The following is a 17,795-nucleotide window of genomic DNA, read 5'->3' on the forward strand; positions in this document are numbered from 1 at the left end:
TTCAACCAACCCCTCTGTTGCAACGTGTTTCGTGGAATCACGACACAATATCGGGCAAAGTCTAATCCGAAGTTAATCTGAACTTGTCTCCTGCTGATGGCCTGAGCGCGATGATGTTCCGCGCAAGGCGAGCAGCGCCGTGCCGACCGCAGCTTCGGTCGCGCGCGCCGGCATCAGGGGCACGCCGAGCAAGCGCGCGCGCATGGCGGTCCAAATGGCGTTACTGGCACCACCGCCGACGGTGCGAAGGCGGATCGGCGCCGGCGCGCCGAGTGCGGCGAGGCGCCGATAGCCCAACGCCTCGATCCGCGCGATTCCTTCGAGAAGACCATGGAGAAATCGCGCGTCATCCGCTGGGCGGGGCGTAAGCCGGGGCGCGAGCGCGGGGTCGTTGATCGGGAATCGTTCGCCCGGCGAAAGCAGCGGGTAATACTCAAGGCCGCTGGCCTCGGCCGGGTCGATCGTCGCCGACAGTGCCGCGATCCGATCGGCGTCGAAAAACCGCGCGAGCACCGCGCCGCCGCTATTGGAGGCGCCGCCGGCAAGCCAGGTCTCGCCGAGGCGATGGCTATAAATCCCATAGTCCGGCGCAAAGACCGGCTGGTGCGACAGCAGCTTCAGGGTGAGCGTCGAGCCGAGCGAGGTCACCGCGTCGCCGGGCGCGTTGGCCCCCGTCGCAAGGAAGGCGGCGCAGCCATCGGTGGTCCCAGCGGCAACGATGGCGCGAGGCGGCAGACCGAGCGCCCTCCCCTCGCGCCCGACTTCGCCGAGCCGGACCCCCGGCGCCACGACCGCCGGCAGCATTTCTGGGCGAACGCCGAGCCCCTCGATCCAGCTCGGCCAGGCCCGCGCCAGAACGTCATAGCCGGTTTTGAGGGCGTTGTTTTCGTCGCTCGTCGTGAACTGCCCCCAGAGACGGCCGGCGATCCAGTCCGCCTCATGCACCACCCGGGCCGCGCCCGGCGCCGCTTGCAGGGCGAGCAGCCGCGCGAGTGGCGAGGTCGCGCCACGGGCGGCGCTCTCGGCCGGTGCGGCGGCCGCGATGCGCTGCACCAGCGCCGGCGCGGCGGGGTCGTTATAGAGGCTGAGCGGGGTCACCGGCCGGCCCGCGCCATCGATGGCAAGCAGCGTGCCCGACGTGCCATCGACCGCGATGGCGGCAACCGCGCCGAGATCGCCGAGACCCGCCAGCGCCTCACCCACCGCCCGGAACAGGGCCTGCGGGTCGCGCCGCTGCGCCGGCTCGATCCGAGCCTGCACGAGCGCCAGTGTCTTGCCATCCGCATCGACGAGCGCCGCCCGCACGCCCGAGGTTCCGAGATCGATGCCGAGTGCTTCGGTCATGCGCGCGGCGCCGGCTGCGCCTTGCGGTATTGTTCCGCCTCCCAATGCATCAGCTCATGCTCGGCCGCAGCCGCGAGCGGCGCGAGCGGCTCCTCGGGATCAAGCCGGGTCGTGACATCGGCGAGGCAGCGGGCGAGTGCGGCCGCGCCGGCGCTCGCGTCTCGTCGCAAAAGCACCCCAGCGCCGGGCACGACCAGCATCACTGGCGGCCGTGGCAATGCGCGCACGATCTCGGCGGCGCGCCCGCCCGGCGCGATCTCGACGATGCCGGGGCCAAGAAAAATCACATGGTCGGGATAAAACGAGCCGAGCCGGGCGACCGCGAGGGCGCGCGCGTCGGTCGCGATCGCGTGGGTCAGCGGGTCGGCCGCCGCGACGTAGTCGCTGGCGGCAGCCGCAGCGGCGAGGTGGTCGAGATCCGGGGGTGGCGCGGGGCGCGGCGCGCGGCGCAGGCGGCTCGCGACCTCGGCGATGCGTGCCGCCGCCGCCGCGGTGTCGGCGCCACCGGCGACGAGGCCATGATTGCCGAGGATCAGCACATCGGTTCCCGGTGCCAGCCGCGCCGCGATCGCGCGCGTCAGCGGCGGGCCGGGGCGGATATAGGGGATGAAGGCCCAGTTCAGCCCGGCGAGCCGCGGCGCCAGCGCCGCCTCGGCATCCGCCCGCGCCGCCCAGGCGATGGTCTCGACACAATGGACATGTACCACGACGCGATGCGCCAGCGCCGCGTGCAATGTCGCCTCGATCGAGGGGCGCAGACCCGAAGGATTGTCCTCGGCGACGACGAAATCCGCCGCCGTCTCGGCGCGCGGATCGCCGGCGGCGAGGGCGGCGCGGAGCGGGTCGAGACGGACCGGGACCATGATCATGCGGCGCTCGGCCTCGCTGAGCCAGGTGCCGGACGCCTTCACCCACAGCGTGCCATCGCGTTTGAGCGAGGTATTGCCGCCAGCGCCCTGGATCACCGCGGGATCGCCGCCGATCCGCGCGGAATAGGCGCACAGGGCGCGGAATTCCGGGTCGTCGGTGATCGCCGTCATGCCGCCTGCGCCATCCAGCCGGCGAAAGCATCGATTTCCGCCGGGGTCATGTGCAAATGATGCTTGGTGCGCCGCTCGAGCACATCCTCCACGGTGCGCGCCCATTCATGCTCGACCAGAAATTCCGCCTCACGCTCGAAAAAATTGGCGGCAAACGGGCGCCCGAGATCGTCGAGACGTCGCGCGCCGGCGAGCAGGGTCTCGGCGCGGGTGCCGTAGAGGCGCGCGTAGTGATGGGAAAGCCCCTCCGGCAGGAACGGAAACCGGGCCCGCAAGGTCGCGAGATAGGCGGCAAAATCGGCGCCCGGCATATCCCCGCCTGGGAGCGGCGCGCGCCCCGTCCAGGCCGGGCCAATCTTTGGCGCAAACGGCGCGAGCCGTTCCAGCGCATGTTCGGCGAGCTTGCGATAGGTGGTGATCTTGCCGCCGAACACCGAAAGCAGCGGCGCGTCATTGCCGCTCCGGTCGATATCGAAGACATAATCGCGGGTCACCGCCGAGGGGTTGGCGGCATTGTCGTCATAGAGCGGACGAACGCCGGAAAAAGCATGGCGGATGTCGCCCGGCGCGAGCTGGCGGCGCATGTAACGGTTGACCACGCGCAGCAAATAGCTGCGTTCATCGTCATCGATCGCGACCGTCTCCGGCGCGCCCTCGCTGGGAATATCGGTGGTGCCGATGAGGCAGAGATCGCGCTCATAGGGGTTGACGAAAATCACCCGCTTGTCGTCGTTCTGCAGAAGATAGGCATGCTTGCCGCGCCAGAATTTCGGCACGACGATATGGCTGCCCTTGACCAGACGCACCCGCCGGGCACTGTTCGCGCCAGCGACGCCGCGCAGCACCTGTTCGACCCAGGGGCCGGCGGCGTTGACCAGAAGGCGCGCCCGCACCTCGCGCCGGCTGCCATCGGGGGCGCCGAGCGCAAGGTGCCAGAGCCCCCCCTCGCGCCGCGCCGTGACCGCTTCCCACCGGGTCAGGATTTCCGCCCCACGCGCCGCGGCATCGAGCGCATTGAGCAGCACGAGGCGGGAATCATCGACCCAGCAATCGGAATATTCGAAGGCGAGGCGATACGCGTCCTTCAGCGCCTCGCCTTCCGGCTGGCGGCGAAGATCAAGCCGCCGCGTCGCCGGCAGCTGCTTGCGGCCACCGAGATGGTCATAGAGAAACAGGCCGAGCCGGATCATCCAGGCCGGCCGTTGCCCGGCGCCGTGCGGCAACACGAAACGCAGCGGCCAGACGATGTGCGGCGCGAGCGAAAGCAGCGTCTCGCGTTCGATCAGCGCCTCGCGCACCAGGCGAAACTCATAATATTCGAGATAGCGCAGCCCGCCATGGATGAGCTTGCCCGAGCGCGACGACGTTCCCTCGCCGAGATCGCCCTTTTCGCACAGCAAAACGCGCAGCCCCCGCCCGGCGGCATCACGCGCGATGCCGGCGCCGTTGATCCCGCCACCGATCACCGCGAGATCGAAGGGTTCGGTCATGCCGGTTCCGTCTGCTCGCGAAGGCCGTAGGTTTCGAACTTCGCTGCGGTTTCGGCGATGTCGGCCTCAGAAAGCAGCACCGGCCCGCCGATCAGGAGGCTGTGGTAATATTGCCGCGCAATGGTTTCGAGCTCGACCGCCCGCCACATCGCCTTCGCCAAGCTCTCGCCGAGCGCGATCATGCCGTGATTGGCGAGCAAACAAGCGAGCCGGCCTTCGAGCGCTTTCATGGCGTGTTCGGAGAGCGCCTTGGTGCCGAAGGTGGCATAGGGGGCGCAGCGCACATTGGTGCCGCCGAACGCCGCGATCATGTAATGGCAGGCAGGGATTTCCCGCCGGGTGATGGCGAGCGTCGTGCAAAACGTTGGATGGCTGTGCACCACCGCCCCGATCTCGGGGCGCGCGCGCAGGATATCGAGATGAAAGCGCCATTCGCTGGAGGGCGCAAGCGGCCCCGACCAGGCGCCATACTCGCCGCCGAGCGGCATCACCGCGATGTCTTCGGGGCGCATCGTCTCATACGGCACGGCGGAGGGCGAAATCAGCATGGTCTCGCCGTGGCGGACACTGATATTGCCGGACGTGCCCTGGTTGATGCCGAGCGCGTTCATCTGCCGACAGGCGGCGACGATGGCGGTGCGAACAGCGTTTTCGGTCATGGCGGTAAAATCCTCTAGCAGGGATTGAGCGGCGGCTCGCCGGCGAGATAGCGGCGAACCTCCTCGGCGATGGCGTCGGCGGCGATGGTGATGGTTTTCACCGAGGCGCCGGCGATATGCGGCGTCAGGGTGACGTTGGGGAGACGCAGCAACGGCCAATCCGGCGGGGCGGGTTCGATCGCGAAGGTTTCCAGCATCGCGCCGCCGAGCCGGCCCGCGACCAGGGCCTCATAAAGCGCATCGTAATCGACCAGCGGCCCGCGCGCGGTGTTCACCAGGAGGGCGCCGGGCTTCATCGCAGCCAGCTGCGAAGCCCCAATGAAGCCGGTGGTCTCGGCGGTGACGCGGGCATGCAGGGTCACGACATCGGACTGGCGGAGGAGACTATCGAGCGAGACCTGTTCGACGCCGTCATGATGATCGGCAGCGGCGAGTTGGACATAGGGATCGGCGACCAGGATCCGGCAACCGAACGGCTTGAGCAGCCGGACGACGCGGCTGCCGATCCGGCCATAGCCGACGACGCCGACGGTCATTTCCGAAAGCTCTCGCCCGGTGCGGTCGGCCCGGTAAAGATCGCCGCGCCAGACCCCATTGCGCAACGCCTCATGGCCTTGGCGGATGAGGCGGGTTTCGGCGAGGATGGCGCCGATGGTGAACTCCGCGACGGCGCCGGCATTGCGCCCCGGCGTGTTGACCACCCGCACGCCGCGCGCGCGCGCCGCCGCCATATCGATATTCACCGCGCCGCCGCGCGACACCGCGATCATGCGAAGATCAGGGAGCCGCGCCAGCATGCCGGCGGAAACCGGCGCGAGATGGGTAACCAGCACCTCCGCCTGGCCGACGAACGCGATGATCGCCTCGGGGTCGCCTTGATATTCTTTCAGCCCTTCCAGCCCTGGGCTCGCATAGCCATGCTCCATCGGCTCATCGGGCCAGGGGAGCGTGTGACATCTGAGCGTCAGTCCGTCATCCCCGCAAGCGGCGCGGAGTGCCGTTGCGAAAGCGTCAGGGCGCATGAAATGATCGCCGATGATCGCGATCTCACGCATCGGTTTTCCCTTCTCGTAGTGTGGCGAGACGCTGCCAGGTCGGCTGGAGCGCGCGGTAAGCGTCCCGATAGAGCGGATAGAGGCGCGCATAGAGCGAAGCGAGTTCGCCATCGGCCGGCTCGCTCCGGCCAAGCCGCGGCGTGATCCAGCGCGCGGCGCAAGCGTCAAGGCTGGAATAGAGGCCAACCGAGAGCGCCGCGATCATCGCCGCCCCGGCCGCGCCCGCTTCGGGCTGCGCGATCACCCGCACCGGGCGGGCAAGGCAGGCGGCGAGGATCGCGCGCATCAGCGGCGATTTCGCGGCCCCGCCGGTGATGCGGATCTCGGGCGGCAGATCGCCCATCGCCGCGTAACAATCGCGCGCGGCGAAACCCAACCCCTCGAACACGGCGCGGGCGAGTTCCGCGATCCCGGCGCGCTGGTCAAAGCCGAACAGGGCGGCGCGCGCCGCCGGGTCGGTGAACGGGCCGCGTTCGCCAGCGGTCGAGATGAAGGGGTGAAACAGCATCGCCCCCGGCCGCGCCGCCGCCGCGGCCTCCCCGAGGCGGGCGGGAAGATCGGGCGGCGGCGCCCCGGCGAGGGCCGCGGCCTCGCCCACCAGCCGCGCCAGCCAGTCGATATTGAGGGTCGCCGCCATGTTGCTCTCGGCCTGCATCACCGCGCCGGGCACCGGAAAAACCATGCAATAGCCGGTCATCGCCGGGTTCGGCCGGACGTCCGCGGGCCGCATCGCGAGGCGAAGATGCATCCCGGTGCTGCCGAGGATCGAAACGCCGGCCTCGCCCGCGCCATAGAGCCCGCCGCCAAGCGCCGTGCAGACGACATCGACATAGCCGAGAACGACGGGGAGGCCGGCGGGAAGGCCGATCGCCCGTGCCGCCGCCGGCGCCAACCCATGCCATTGCCGCGTGCCGTCGACGATCGGCGGAAGCAGCCGGCGGCATGCGGTCAGCGCCAGCGCCTCCAGCACCGCCTCGGCATAGGCGCGCGTGCGCCAGTCGCCGAAGGTGAAGCAAGCTTCCGAAGGGTCGGCGGCGCGCATGCCGGTGAGGTTGAAATAGAGCCAGTCCTTGCAATGAAAAGCGGTCGCGCTGCGGGCCAGAATCTCCGGCTGGTGGCGGGCGAGCCAAAGGAGCTGGCTCGATTGCTGGCACGCGTTGAGCCCGCTGCCGGTATGGGCGAAGGCCCGGCGCGCGCCTTCGGTTTCGCGCAAGGCGGCGACGAGCGAGGCGGCGCGCGCATCGAGCCAGAGCCAGGCCGGCGCGACCGGCGCGCCATCGGCATCGGCGAGCCAGGTGCCATCGCCCTGGCCGGTCACCGCAAGGGCGGCGATCGCGCGGCCGGGCGGCAGGGCGGCGACCAGCTCGGCCAGCACCGCGACCGCATCCGTCCAGCTCTGCGCCATGTCCTGCTCGACGCCGCCGTCAGCGCGATGGCGCACGCGGTTGGGCCGGGCGCGGGCGGCGATCTGCTCGCCACTGTCGTCGAACGCCACCGCCTTGACCACCGAGGTGCCGGAATCGAGGGCGAGGAGCAACGGCGCCCCGCGCGAGGCGCTGGCATGGTCCGTCATGGCGCCGCGAGCCCATGGCCGAGCGCCGCCCCACTCGCGCGATCGAAGAGATGGACGTCGCGCGGCGCGAAGCCGAAGGCGATCGCCTCGCCCATGCGCGCCGGAACCCGCCGATCGGCGACGGCGACGAGCAGCTGGCCGGCGAAATCAATGACCACATGCGCCTGATCGCCGAGCCACTGGTTGGAGGCGATGGTGCCATGGAGCGCGCCTTCGCCCAGCCGCAGCCGGTGCGGCCGCACGCCGAGGGCGATATCACCGGCGGGCAGCGCAATCCCCGGCGTTGCGATCGTGATCCCGGCCGCGCCGCCGAGGCGCACGCCATCGCCGGCGGGCTCGGCTGCGAGCACATTCATCGGCGGCTCGCCGAGGAACGTCGCAACAAAGAGATTGGCCGGCCGTTCGCGCAGCGCGTCCGGCGTGCCATATTGCTGCAATTCGCCGCTTTCCATGACCGCGATCCGGTCGGCCATGGCATTGGCCTCGGTCTGATCATGGGTGACCAGCAGCGCGGTATAGCCGCGCTGTTTGATCAGCGCCTTCACCCGCCCGCGCAACACCGCGCGCAGTTGCGGCTCGAGCTGGCCCATCGGCTCATCGAGGAGGTGCAGATCGGCATCGCGGGCAAGCGCGCGGGCGAGGCTCGCGCGCTGTTGCTGGCCGCCCGAGAGGCCGCCCGGGCGGCGGTCGAGAATATCCTCGATTTCGAGCAGAGCGGCGATTTCGCGCACCATGCGGGCGGCTTCCGCCCGGCTCCGCCGGCGCGCGAGGCCAAAGCCGATATTCTCGGCGACACTGAGCGGCGGATAGAGCGCATAGCCCTCGAACGCCATCGCAACGCCGCGCGCGGCCGGCGGCAGGCGCTCGATCCGCCGGCCGGCGAGCGTGATGCTGCCTTCCGTCACCGTCTCGAAACCAGCGATCATGCGCAAACAGGAGGTCTTGCCGCAGCCCGAGGAGCCGAGCAGGGCGACGATCTCGCCCTCGGCGACGGCGAGATCGAGCGCCCGCACCGCCTCCACCGCGCTTGCGCCGCGCCCGTAACGCTTGCTGAGGCCGGCAAGCAGCAGGCTCATGCCGCTTTCTCCGCAACCGCCCGGCGGCGCGGGATGCGCTCGCCCGAACCGGCATCGAACAGCGACGCCATGGCCGCATCGGCGGAAAAGACCACGCTCTCGCCCGGCGCCGGCACCACCCCGCCGGCGACACTCGCGACGATCTCCTCATCCCCGGCGGCCCGGAGCAGCACAACCATGCGTTCATGAAGCGGGGTCACGGCGACCACCTCGGCGGTGGCGCCGGTACCCTCGCGGGCAAGGGTGAGACTTTCCGGGCGCAGGCCGAGGAGGCACGGCTTTCCCGCCGCCGCCGGCGCGGCATCGAGCACGAGCCGCAGGCCGGCGATGTCGACGCGCAACCCGCCGGCATCGGCTTCCGGCCGGCACGCCAGGAGGTTCATCGGTGGGTCGCCAAATAGCCGCGCCACCGCGACATGGCTCGGCTGGTCATAGACCAGCTCCGGCGGCGCGCATTGCGCGATCACACCGCCGAGCAGCACCGCCACCCGGTCGCCAAGCGCCATCGCCTCGCGGTAATCCTGGGTGACATAGATCGTCGCCGCCGCGCGCTGGCGCAAAAGCCGCGGCAGTTCGAGGCGCATCTCATAGCGCAGCTTGGCATCGACATTGCGCAGCGGGTCGTCGAGCAGCAATCCGCGCGGCTCGCCGACGAGGGCGCGGGCGAGCGCGGTGCGCTGCTTCTGGCCATTGGAAAGGGCCCGCGGCGGATGGCTGAGCACGTGGTCGATGCGCAGAAGCTCGGCGACGGCGCGGACGCGGCGCGCGATTTCGGCCGGCGCGAGCCCGCGCGCGTGAAGCGGGCTCGCGATGTTCTCATAGGCCGTCATATGCGGATAAAGCGCGAAATTCTGGAACGCCATGCCGAGACTGCGCGCCTCCGGGCCGAGACCTGAGACGTCGCGCCCGTCGATCCGGATGATCCCCCTCGCCCCTGGCTCCAATCCGGCGATGGCGCGGAGCAACACGGTTTTGCCGGCGCCGGACGGGCCGAACAGCACCAGCGTCTCGCCGGGCGCGACCGCGAGATCAACCCCGCGCAAGACGTCGTTGCGACCAAACCGCGCCGCGACCCCGCTGATCGCAAGACCGCTCATCCCTTGACCGCCCCGAGCGAAAGCCCCTCAACCAGCCAGCGCTGGGCATAGAGCGCGAGCGCCAGGGTGGGCAGGATGGAGAGAACGATCGCCGCCGCGATCTGGCCATATTGGATGCCAGAGGCGGTGACGAAGGCGAGCGCGCCGACCGTCACCGGCTGCTTGTCGGCAGACGCGAGGATCAGCGCGAAGACGAAATTGTTCCAAGCAAAAATGAAAGCGAGCAAACCCGCCGCCGCGATCCCGGGCCCGGCGAGCGGGATCGCGATCCGGGTGAAAGCCCGCCACCAGGAATGGCCGTCGACGCGATAGGCATATTCGATATCCGGGCTCGCATCCTCGAAATAGCCGCGCACGATCCAGAGAATGAGCGGCAGGCAAATCAGCTGATAAACCCAGATCAGCCCGAGATAGGTGTCGTTGAGGCCGAGATCCTGAAAATAGAGTGCCAACGGCAGCAGCACCAGAAGCGGCGGCGCGAAGCGGAACGAGAGCATGGTGAAGGCGATATCTTCGCCGAGACGAAAGCGGAAACGCGCAAACGCATAAGCCGCCGGCACGCCGAGCAACAAGGCAAGCAGCACCGAGACGCTGGAGAGCAGAACCGAGTTCCAGAGATTATGGAGGAACGTGATATCGAGCAGCCCGGCGGCGGTTTGCAGATGCCCCGAAATCAGCGCTGCGTAATTGGCGAGGGTCGGATGAAACACGAGGCTCGGCGGCAGATGCAGGATCTCTTCGTTGGTCTGAAACGACATCAACAGGATCCAGACGATCGGGAACAGGAAAAAGACCAGCACGAGGGTGATCGCGAAGGCGCGCAAGATCCTAGACAGTGCCATGGGTGCGCTCCCGAAGCTTGAGCCATTGCTTGATGAAGACATTGGACAAGGCGTAGGTGACCGCCCAGAGCACGATCATCAGCGCCGCCGAGGTTCCGACGTTGGTGTATTGGAAGAAATCGAGATAGGCGCGGATCTGAAACAGCATCAGGGAATCGCCAGGCCCGCCCTGGGTCATCGCGTAAACGATATCGAATTGCTGGATTGAATCGAGCAGGCGAAACAGCGTCGCGGTGACGATGTAAGGGGCGAGCATCGGCAGCGTGATCCGGAAGAAGACGAAGTGCGGTGGCACGCCATCGAGCATCGCCGCTTCGAATGGCTGCTTGGGCAGGCTGCGCAGGCCGGCCAGCAGCAAAACCATCATAAACGGCGTATAGACCCAGATATCGACGAGAACCACGGTGAACATCGCGCTGCCAGGCGCCGAGGCCCAGCGAAAATCATGGGCGCCGGCCTTGGCAACGAGCCAGCTCAGAACCCCGAAATTGGGGTTGGTCATCAGCTTCCACATCAAGGACGCGAGCGCCGGAGCGGTCATCAGCGGCAGCAAAAGGGCTACCGAGACGAAATTGTTAAAGCGCGTGCGCTCGCGAAGCAGCAGCGCGATGCCAAGCCCGAGCAGCAATTCAAGGCCGACCGTCGCCACCGCGTAGACCGCCGAGACCCGCACCGTCACCCAGAAATCGGGATCGCTCAGCATATCGAGATATTGACCGAACCAGACGAACTCGCGCGCACCCGGCATGGCGAGATTGTAGCGCTGCAAGCTGTAATAGGCGGCGGTGAAAAACGGCACGAGAATGCCGATACAAACCAAAAGTGCGGGCAGGCTCAACGCATAAGGCAGCACGCGCGGCAGGAGCGGCCGGCGGACTTGCGCAGCAAGGGTGGATCGGGATGCCTCTGACATGACAAAAGCGGGGAAGCGGCGCGCCGCCTCCCCACCCCTTCGTTAGCCGATGCCGGCTTGATGCAACTGGCGGTTCACGCTTTCGGCGAGCTTGTCGAGACCCTCATCGACGCTCACCTCACGCGCGACCATGCGTTGCAACGATGCCGCCCATTCGGTGGTGAGATTGAAAAACAGCGGCTGCGGCGTGAAATAGATTTTCGCATCCGGCGCGGTCTTTTCGTATTGATTGAGATAGCCGGGATAGGATTTGGCGATCCGCTCCTTGAAGTCGGCATCGCGCCAGACGCTGTTGCGCACCGGGTTGACGACGTCGTTCTTGCGCGCACCGAACAGGAGATGGTCGGTGCCAGAGGCCCATTGAATGAAGGTCCAGCCGGCATCTTTCTGTTTCGAAAAATTCGACATCGCGAGCGACCAGATCCAGACATTGGAGGTCGGCCCCGAGGCGGCGGGATTGGCGGCGAACGGCGCATAAGCGAGATGGCCGCGCTCGCGATTGTCGCCGCCGTTCATGAAATAGCCGAGAATATCGGCGTCATAGATCATCCCGGAAGCGCCGGCGCCGAGATCGGTGCCGACCTGATACCAGGTATAGGTCGCCCAATTCTTCGGGCCCGAGTCCTGGATCATCTGCACCCAAAGCTTATGGAACGCCTTCGATTCGGGCGTGTTCATCGCAGCCTTCAGCTTGCCACCCGTCATCGTGAAGTCGCGTTGGCCGTAATTCGTATAGGCGGAGAGGAAGCCGGGATGGATCGTCGCCCAGGAGCGGCTGCCGCGCACACCGATGCCATAAGGGCCGCCCGCGTCCTTGGTGATCTTGGCAGCAGACGCCATCAGCTCTTCCATGTTGCGTGGCGGGCTCAGCTTGAGCTTGTCGAAAACCGTCTGATTGTAAGAGAGGTTATTGAGTTCGAAGCCCCACGGAATAGCCCATTGATGCGCCCCCGGCCCGCCGAGTTCAGCGCCAGGCTTGCCCGACCACGCGGTCGAGGCGCGCAGATTGGGGAGGATGTCGTCCCAATCATAGGTCGCCGCGGTCTTCGCCGGGTCCTTGAGATACTCATTGAAGTCGACGAGCCAGCCCGCCGGACCATATTGCCAGGTTTGATAGGCGCCGGTCATGAACACGTCATATTGCGTCGAGCGCGAGGAGAGTGCGGCAGTGACTTTGTCGAAATAGACATCTTCGGGGAAAATGTCATAGGTCACCTCCATGCCGGTGAGCGCCTTGAAATTGGCGAGATCGGCGATCATCGCATCGGCGTAGGGGTGCTTGTTGAGCAGCAGCCGGAGCTGCGTTCCCTTGTGCTTCTTCCAATCGAAATCCGCCGCGAGCGCGCCGGTCGCGGTCGCATTGAGCAGGCTCTCGGCGGTGCCGAACGCGACGCCGAGCGCGGCCAAGCGCCGGATCAGGTCACGCCGACCGATCCGGCCGGCGACGAAGGCGCGCGCGAGGTCTTGCGCTTTCTCGTGCATGAATAACTCCCCTTGGTTTGTTGGCGCGGTCCCGTCGGCTCGAGGAGCTGCCGCGCTGTCAGCTCATCGGTGATCAAGCCGCTCAGCACCTGGCGCGCGAGCACGGCCCGCAACGCCGCGACCTTGCTGGCGCCGCCGGCGACCCCGAGCACCTCCCGCCCCGCCATCGCATCGAGCGGCAAGGCGATCACCCGTTCGTGGAGATCAGTGTCGATTTCCCGGCCGGTGGCATCGAGATAGCGGCCGAGGACTTCGCCGACCGCCCCGCGCGCTTGCAACGCCGCCGCTTCGGCCGCGGAAACGATGCCGGTCTGGGGCAAAAAACTCTGCTCGCCGGCGACATCGCCGATCCCGACCAGATAGAGCGTCGCCTCGCGCGCCATCGCCATGGCTTGCGCGACCCCGCGCTGGCCCAGCAGCACCGCGCGATCGGCGGCGGAATTGGCGAAAAACGGCACCGGCAGAAGATAGGCTTCGGCGCCGGCTTTTTCGGCGAGCCGCAGGATCACGTCGAAAGGCGTGGCGCTGGTCTGCCGCGGCACGCCGCCGAGCAGCGAGACGAAACGAAGATCAGGGCGCGAAAGGCGCGGCAGGTGATCGATGGCGGCGGCGAGGGTGCGGCCATGGCCAACCCCGATGACGCGATGGCGCCCGGCCTCGAGTTCATTCAGCAAGACCCCGGCCATGGCGATGCCGAGCGCGCGCAGCGGCAGCGCCTCCGGCGCAAGTGTCGGCACGACCCGGCAAAAGCGCAGGCCGAATTCCCGTATCAAATGCCGCTCCTGCTGCATGCAGCCGGCAATCGGCCCTTCGACGAAGACACGCACCGACCCGAGCCGGCTCGCCCGTGCCACCAGCCGATGCGCTTTCGCCGGCGCAACCATGAGGGCGGCGGCGACCTCGGACTGGGTCATGCCGCCGGCATAATAGAGCCATGCGGCACGCGTCGCGAGCGCGTCTTCCTGATCGGCGTCGGGGCTCTCGGTAGGTGCTGTTGCCATCGGCGCTGAACGTTTCCCGGCATGGCGGCCCGAGCCACGAGACCCCGCCATCGGCAGGCGAGACCGCCATGAAAAATTTTCTTTACGCTGAAAATATTTTCATTCGGCTTCCCGCCTGTCAAGCCCTTTCGCGCGCCAACGTCGCGCACGCCATGCCGCCATCCCGGCGCGCGAACACGACCCGCGCGTCGGGAGCGGCGTCGGGCGCCGCCGCGTGGCTATTTGAGGGCGGCGAGGCCGGCCTTGCAGGTGACGCCATCCTGCACCGACATCCCGCCTGAGCAACCGATGGCACCGATCAGCTTGCCGTCGCGGACCAGCGGAAAGCCGCCTTCGACGGCGATCGCGTCGTCAAGCGAGAGCACATAGGGGTGGCCGCCATCGGCGGCGTCCTGGAAAATTTTGGTCGCGCGGCGGTACAGGGCGGCGGTGCGGGCCTTGTGCTCGGAGACCGCAATCGAGGCCTGTTGGGTGTCGTCCATGCGCTCGAAATAGATCAGCTTGCCTTCCGGCCCGACCACCGAGATCGCCATTTTCCAGTGATGGCGCGCGGCCTCGGCCTCCGCCGCGGCGGCAAGCGTCTTGGCTTCGGCAAGGGTGATCGACGTGCCGTAGGGGAGATCGTAGGGCATTTGTTCGGGGACGCCGGCGGGAAGCGGGGCTTGCGCGCGGGCGCCGCCGGCGAGTGTCGCCAAGAGAGCGAGCAGGGAAAGGGCGGTTTTGCGGTTGATCGATGGCATCTTTTTTCCTCCTGATTTTCACGCGCCGGCCCGGATGGGCAGCGCTTGGACCAAAATACTGTGCAGCGATTTTACGGCACCAGCAATCGACCGTCGGCCATCGCGAGGGGACGCGCCGGCCGGCCGCGGTCATTCCGAAAGCGTTGCATCCGACCACAGAGGCTGCTATCACGGGTCTGTGATTGCGCGTTGGTCTGGAGGCGAAGCGGCGTGGACGACTTCGATAAGAGTTTTGGCGAGCGGCGTCGGCCGGCGCGGGCCGCGTTCGCGGCCGCTGCCGGCCTGTGGGGCGCGCCGCCTCCCGAGCGGACGAAATCAGATGGCGCGTCGTCCGATTTCGCGATGCCACCCGATCACGGCACGTCAGTGGATTACGCGGCGCTCGCGGAATTTCGTTTTCTGCTGCATGGTTTCGTCGAATTCAGCGAGGTCGCGGCGCGCGCGGCAGGGCTCACCCCGCGCCAGCATCAGGCGCTGTTGCAGATCAAGGGATTTCCCGAGGGTCAGGCGATGGCCGTCGGCGCCCTCGCGGCGCGGCTGCATGTCCGCCACCATAGCGCGGTCGAACTCGTCGATCGGCTGGAGCAGGCGGGATTGATCACCCGTTTCGCCGATCGGGCGGACCGGCGGCGTGTTCTGATCCGGTTGACGGGCAAGGCCGAGGCGCTGCTCGCCGGCCTCGCCCGCACCCATCAGCAGGAATTGCAGCGGCTGGGCCCGTCGCTCTCCGGCCTTTTGGAGAAATTCTCGCCACCCACCGCGTGAGCCTCTCTCAGCTTGCCGCCGCCGTGACGGCGCGCGTGGCATGAAAGCGGCGATAATCGACATGCACCTCGCCGGCCTCGTGCCAGCTCAAAATATCCTCGAACTGATGGCCGGAGAGGACGTCCGCGCCGTGATAGACATGGCGCGCATGCACCGTCGTCGAGGTGGTGGCGTCAAGACCCGTCACGACGGCGAGGATGATGATGTCATCGTCCCGCCAGGCGGCCTCGGTCAAACCAGCGCAGGGGCTTTCCGGGCCGATCGGGTGCATCACCGTCCAACTGAGCGCGAATTGCGGATTGGTGTGACGCTGCAAGGTGAGATCGAACAGCCGGCGGAACCGCGTCCCTTCCCGCGTCGTCACGGTCCGCGCGAGCGTCAGATTGACATGCGCCTCGACGATCTGGTTCGCGCGGATATTGGCGATCCGGAACATCAAGGTCGGGACGCCATCGACTGGGGTGATCACCAGGTTGCGGCTGAAGAGGACTCGCGCCGTGGGGAGGGTGAACTTGGCGATGATGAGCCCGGTCGCGAGCGGGACGAACAGAATGCCGAGCAAGGCCTCAAAGGTGACGAGCCAATGAGCATAGAGCGTCGCCGGATGCATCACGCCATAGCCGATCGTCGCCATCGTCTCGACCGAAAAGAAGAAATCATCGAGCGCCGATCCGGGCCTGGCCCCGGCGACGCTTCCCGGCTGCAGCGCGTAAAGCAGCGCGAAGATCAGATTGAGCGCGAGATAGAGCGAAATCACGATGCCAAAGAACGCGCCCCACGAGCGGGTGAGCAGAGAATGATAGACATCGCGCCAGGACTCGCGCGGCACGCCGATGCGGCGAACGATGGGCCCGCCGTTGCGCCCGCGCCGGCGCGCCCGGCCCGGCCTTCCCGCCGCGCTATCGGCCATGCGCCGCGTCATCATCGTGACTGGCGAGGCCGAGGTCGGCGATCATTCTCTCACGGATGATGAATTTCTGGATTTTTCCCGTCACCGTCATCGGGAAGTCGTCGACGAAGCGGATATAGCGGGGAATTTTCTGGTGCGCGATCTGGCCGCGACAGAATTCCCGGATTTCCTCCTCGGTCGCGCTTTCGCCGTCGTTAAGGCGGATCCAGGCGCAGAGTTCCTCGCCGTATTTGGGATCGGGAAGCCCGACCACCTGCGCTGATTGCACTTTCGGATGGCGATAAAGAAATTCCTCGATCTCGCGCGGATAAATGTTTTCGCCACCACGGATAACGAGATCCTTGATCCGCCCGACAATGGCGCCATAGCCGTCCGCGTCGATGGTGGCGAGATCGCCCGTGTGCATCCAGCCGGCGGCATCGATCGCTTCGGCGGTTTTTTCGGCATCGTTCCAATAGCCGAGCATCACCGAATAGCCCCGCGTGCAGAGTTCGCCCGGGGTGCCGCGCGGCACGATGCGCCCTTCGCCATCGATGATCTTTACCTCGAGATGCGGCTGAATGCGCCCGACCGTCGCCACCCGTTTTTCGACAGGGTCATCGGTCGCGCTCTGGAAGCTGACGGGGCTGGTTTCGGTCATGCCATAGGCGATGGTGATCTCGCGCATGTTCATCCGCTCCATCACCCGCCGCATCACCGCGATCGGACAGGGCGAGCCGGCCATGATGCCGGTGCGGAGAGAGGAGAGATCGAAGCGCGCGAAATCGGGATGATCGAGTTCGGCGATGAACATCGTCGGCACGCCATAGAGCGCCGTGCAGCGCTCGGCGGCGACGGTTTCGAGCACCGCCAGCGGATCGAAACCGGCGCTCGGGTAAACCACCGTCGCGCAATGGGTAAGGCAAGCGAGATTGGCCATCACCATGCCGAAACAATGATAGAGCGGCACCGGCGCGCAAACGCGATCGTCGGGGCCGAGACGGATCGCTTCGCCCACGAAAAAGCCATTATTGAGGATGTTATGGTGGGTGAGCGTCGCCCCTTTGGGGAATCCGGTGGTGCCGGAGGTGAACTGAATATTGATCGGGTCGTCGAACTGCAGTGTGGGCGCGACCGCGGCCAGCGCCGCTTCCGACTCCGCCGTTGCCGCGCGTGCGATCGCGGCAAAGGGAAGAAAGCCCGAAACCTCGTCGTCGCCGATCAGAATGGCGCGCTTGAGATGGGGGAGACGCGCGCTCTCGACCCGGCCCTCGGGGTCGGTGAGATTTGGCACCAGGCCCCGCAACATCGCTTCGTAATCGGAGGTCTTGAAGGTCCGCGCGAGCACGATCGCGGCGCAGCCAGAGAGGTTGAGGGCGTATTCCAGTTCGCTCACCCGATAAGCGGGATTGAGGGTGACGAGAATGATGCCGGCGCGCGCCGCGGCATATTGGGTGAGCAGCCACTCCGCGTTGTTCGGCGACCAGATGCCGATGCGATCGCCGCGTGAGAGGCCGAGCGCAAGCAAGCCGGCGGCGACACGGCTGACCTCGGCGTCGAGCTCGGCGTAGGTGAGGCGAATATTCTGATGGCGGCTGATCAAGGCGAGCCGCGCTCCCGCGCTTGCCGCCGCGCGGTGAAGAGCGGCGCCGATCGTCTCGCCGAGCAGCGGGGTTGGACTGACGCCATGGACATAGCTCATTTTGGGGTCGTGCGGCGTGATAGGCTCGATGTGGTCGGTCGGCATGACGTGCCCCCTGAACGTGGCTTGTTTTGATGATCATAGGATGTTCGTCAAAGCGGGGCAAAGCCTCGGCGCAGCTGGCGAT

The 17,795-nt window shown here is 67.0% G+C and carries 16 protein-coding genes; 1 reads left to right on the forward strand and 15 read right to left on the reverse strand.

All coding sequences use genetic code 11. The annotated features are described in order from the left end of the window. Positions 1-72: 72 nt before the first annotated feature. The 13 genes from DEF76_RS13790 to DEF76_RS13850 form a co-directional block, all read right to left on the reverse strand. A complete protein-coding gene (locus DEF76_RS13790) occupies positions 73-1,344 on the reverse strand; it encodes an FGGY-family carbohydrate kinase (protein WP_114912828.1) in 1,272 nt (423 codons plus the stop codon). Further along, positions 1,341-2,384, reverse strand: coding sequence for a class II aldolase/adducin family protein (locus DEF76_RS13795; RefSeq protein ID WP_114912829.1), 1,044 nt, complete (start codon positions 2,382-2,384; stop codon positions 1,341-1,343). The genes DEF76_RS13790 and DEF76_RS13795 overlap by 4 nt, the downstream gene beginning before the upstream one ends. After that, a complete protein-coding gene (locus DEF76_RS13800) occupies positions 2,381-3,874 on the reverse strand; it encodes a glycerol-3-phosphate dehydrogenase (RefSeq protein ID WP_114912830.1) in 1,494 nt (497 codons plus the stop codon). The genes DEF76_RS13795 and DEF76_RS13800 overlap by 4 nt, the downstream gene beginning before the upstream one ends. Then, positions 3,871-4,533, reverse strand: a complete 663-nt coding sequence (locus DEF76_RS13805; RefSeq protein ID WP_114912831.1) for a class II aldolase/adducin family protein — start codon at positions 4,531-4,533, stop codon at positions 3,871-3,873. Before DEF76_RS13805 ends, DEF76_RS13800 begins: the two co-directional genes overlap by 4 nt. A 14-nt stretch (positions 4,534-4,547) precedes the next feature. After that, positions 4,548-5,588, reverse strand: coding sequence for a 2-hydroxyacid dehydrogenase (locus tag DEF76_RS13810; protein WP_114912832.1), 1,041 nt, complete (start codon positions 5,586-5,588; stop codon positions 4,548-4,550). After that, positions 5,581-7,161: an FGGY-family carbohydrate kinase gene (locus tag DEF76_RS13815; RefSeq protein ID WP_114912833.1), complete on the reverse strand. Its 1,581-nt coding sequence runs from the start codon at positions 7,159-7,161 to the stop codon at positions 5,581-5,583. Before DEF76_RS13815 ends, DEF76_RS13810 begins: the two co-directional genes overlap by 8 nt. Further along, the gene (locus DEF76_RS13820) at positions 7,158-8,237 is read right to left on the reverse strand and encodes an ABC transporter ATP-binding protein (RefSeq protein ID WP_114912834.1); all 1,080 of its coding nucleotides are present in this window, start codon (positions 8,235-8,237) and stop codon (positions 7,158-7,160) included. Before DEF76_RS13820 ends, DEF76_RS13815 begins: the two co-directional genes overlap by 4 nt. Then, complete coding sequence (locus DEF76_RS13825; protein ID WP_114912835.1) at positions 8,234-9,334, reverse strand: ABC transporter ATP-binding protein; 1,101 nt, start codon at positions 9,332-9,334, stop codon at positions 8,234-8,236. The genes DEF76_RS13820 and DEF76_RS13825 overlap by 4 nt, the downstream gene beginning before the upstream one ends. Further along, entirely contained in the window at positions 9,331-10,176 is an 846-nt protein-coding gene (locus DEF76_RS13830) for a carbohydrate ABC transporter permease (RefSeq protein WP_114912836.1), read from the reverse strand. The genes DEF76_RS13825 and DEF76_RS13830 overlap by 4 nt, the downstream gene beginning before the upstream one ends. After that, positions 10,163-11,089: a carbohydrate ABC transporter permease gene (locus DEF76_RS13835; RefSeq protein ID WP_114912837.1), complete on the reverse strand. Its 927-nt coding sequence runs from the start codon at positions 11,087-11,089 to the stop codon at positions 10,163-10,165. The genes DEF76_RS13830 and DEF76_RS13835 overlap by 14 nt, the downstream gene beginning before the upstream one ends. Positions 11,090-11,131: 42 nt before the next feature. After that, positions 11,132-12,571 carry an ABC transporter substrate-binding protein gene (locus DEF76_RS13840; RefSeq protein ID WP_114912838.1) on the reverse strand — a complete coding sequence of 480 codons (1,440 nt, stop codon included), beginning with the start codon at positions 12,569-12,571 and terminating at the stop codon, positions 11,132-11,134. Next, the gene (locus DEF76_RS13845; protein ID WP_114912839.1) at positions 12,505-13,572 is read right to left on the reverse strand and encodes a sugar-binding transcriptional regulator; all 1,068 of its coding nucleotides are present in this window, start codon (positions 13,570-13,572) and stop codon (positions 12,505-12,507) included. The genes DEF76_RS13840 and DEF76_RS13845 overlap by 67 nt, the downstream gene beginning before the upstream one ends. A gap of 218 nt (positions 13,573-13,790) precedes the next feature. Further along, on the reverse strand, positions 13,791-14,312 hold the full coding sequence (locus DEF76_RS13850) for a GlcG/HbpS family heme-binding protein (RefSeq protein ID WP_114912840.1): 522 nt from the start codon (positions 14,310-14,312) through the stop codon (positions 13,791-13,793). Positions 14,313-14,522: 210 nt separating this feature from the next. On the opposite strand from DEF76_RS13850, the gene DEF76_RS13855 reads away from it, so the two are divergent. Beyond that, positions 14,523-15,077 (forward strand): MarR family winged helix-turn-helix transcriptional regulator, encoded by a 555-nt coding sequence (locus DEF76_RS13855; protein ID WP_240319009.1) that lies wholly within the window; start codon positions 14,523-14,525, stop codon positions 15,075-15,077. Between the two features lie 7 nt (positions 15,078-15,084). Here the strand turns inward: DEF76_RS13855 and DEF76_RS13860 are convergent, their stop codons facing one another. Continuing rightward, positions 15,085-15,987, reverse strand: a complete 903-nt coding sequence (locus DEF76_RS13860; protein ID WP_205216006.1) for an ion channel — start codon at positions 15,985-15,987, stop codon at positions 15,085-15,087. Continuing rightward, the gene (locus tag DEF76_RS13865; protein WP_275895683.1) at positions 15,977-17,713 is read right to left on the reverse strand and encodes an AMP-binding protein; all 1,737 of its coding nucleotides are present in this window, start codon (positions 17,711-17,713) and stop codon (positions 15,977-15,979) included. Before DEF76_RS13865 ends, DEF76_RS13860 begins: the two co-directional genes overlap by 11 nt. Between the last annotated feature and the right edge of the window lie 82 nt (positions 17,714-17,795).

Source organism: Acidibrevibacterium fodinaquatile (assembly GCF_003352165.1).
GTDB lineage: Bacteria > Pseudomonadota > Alphaproteobacteria > Acetobacterales > Acetobacteraceae > Acidibrevibacterium > Acidibrevibacterium fodinaquatile.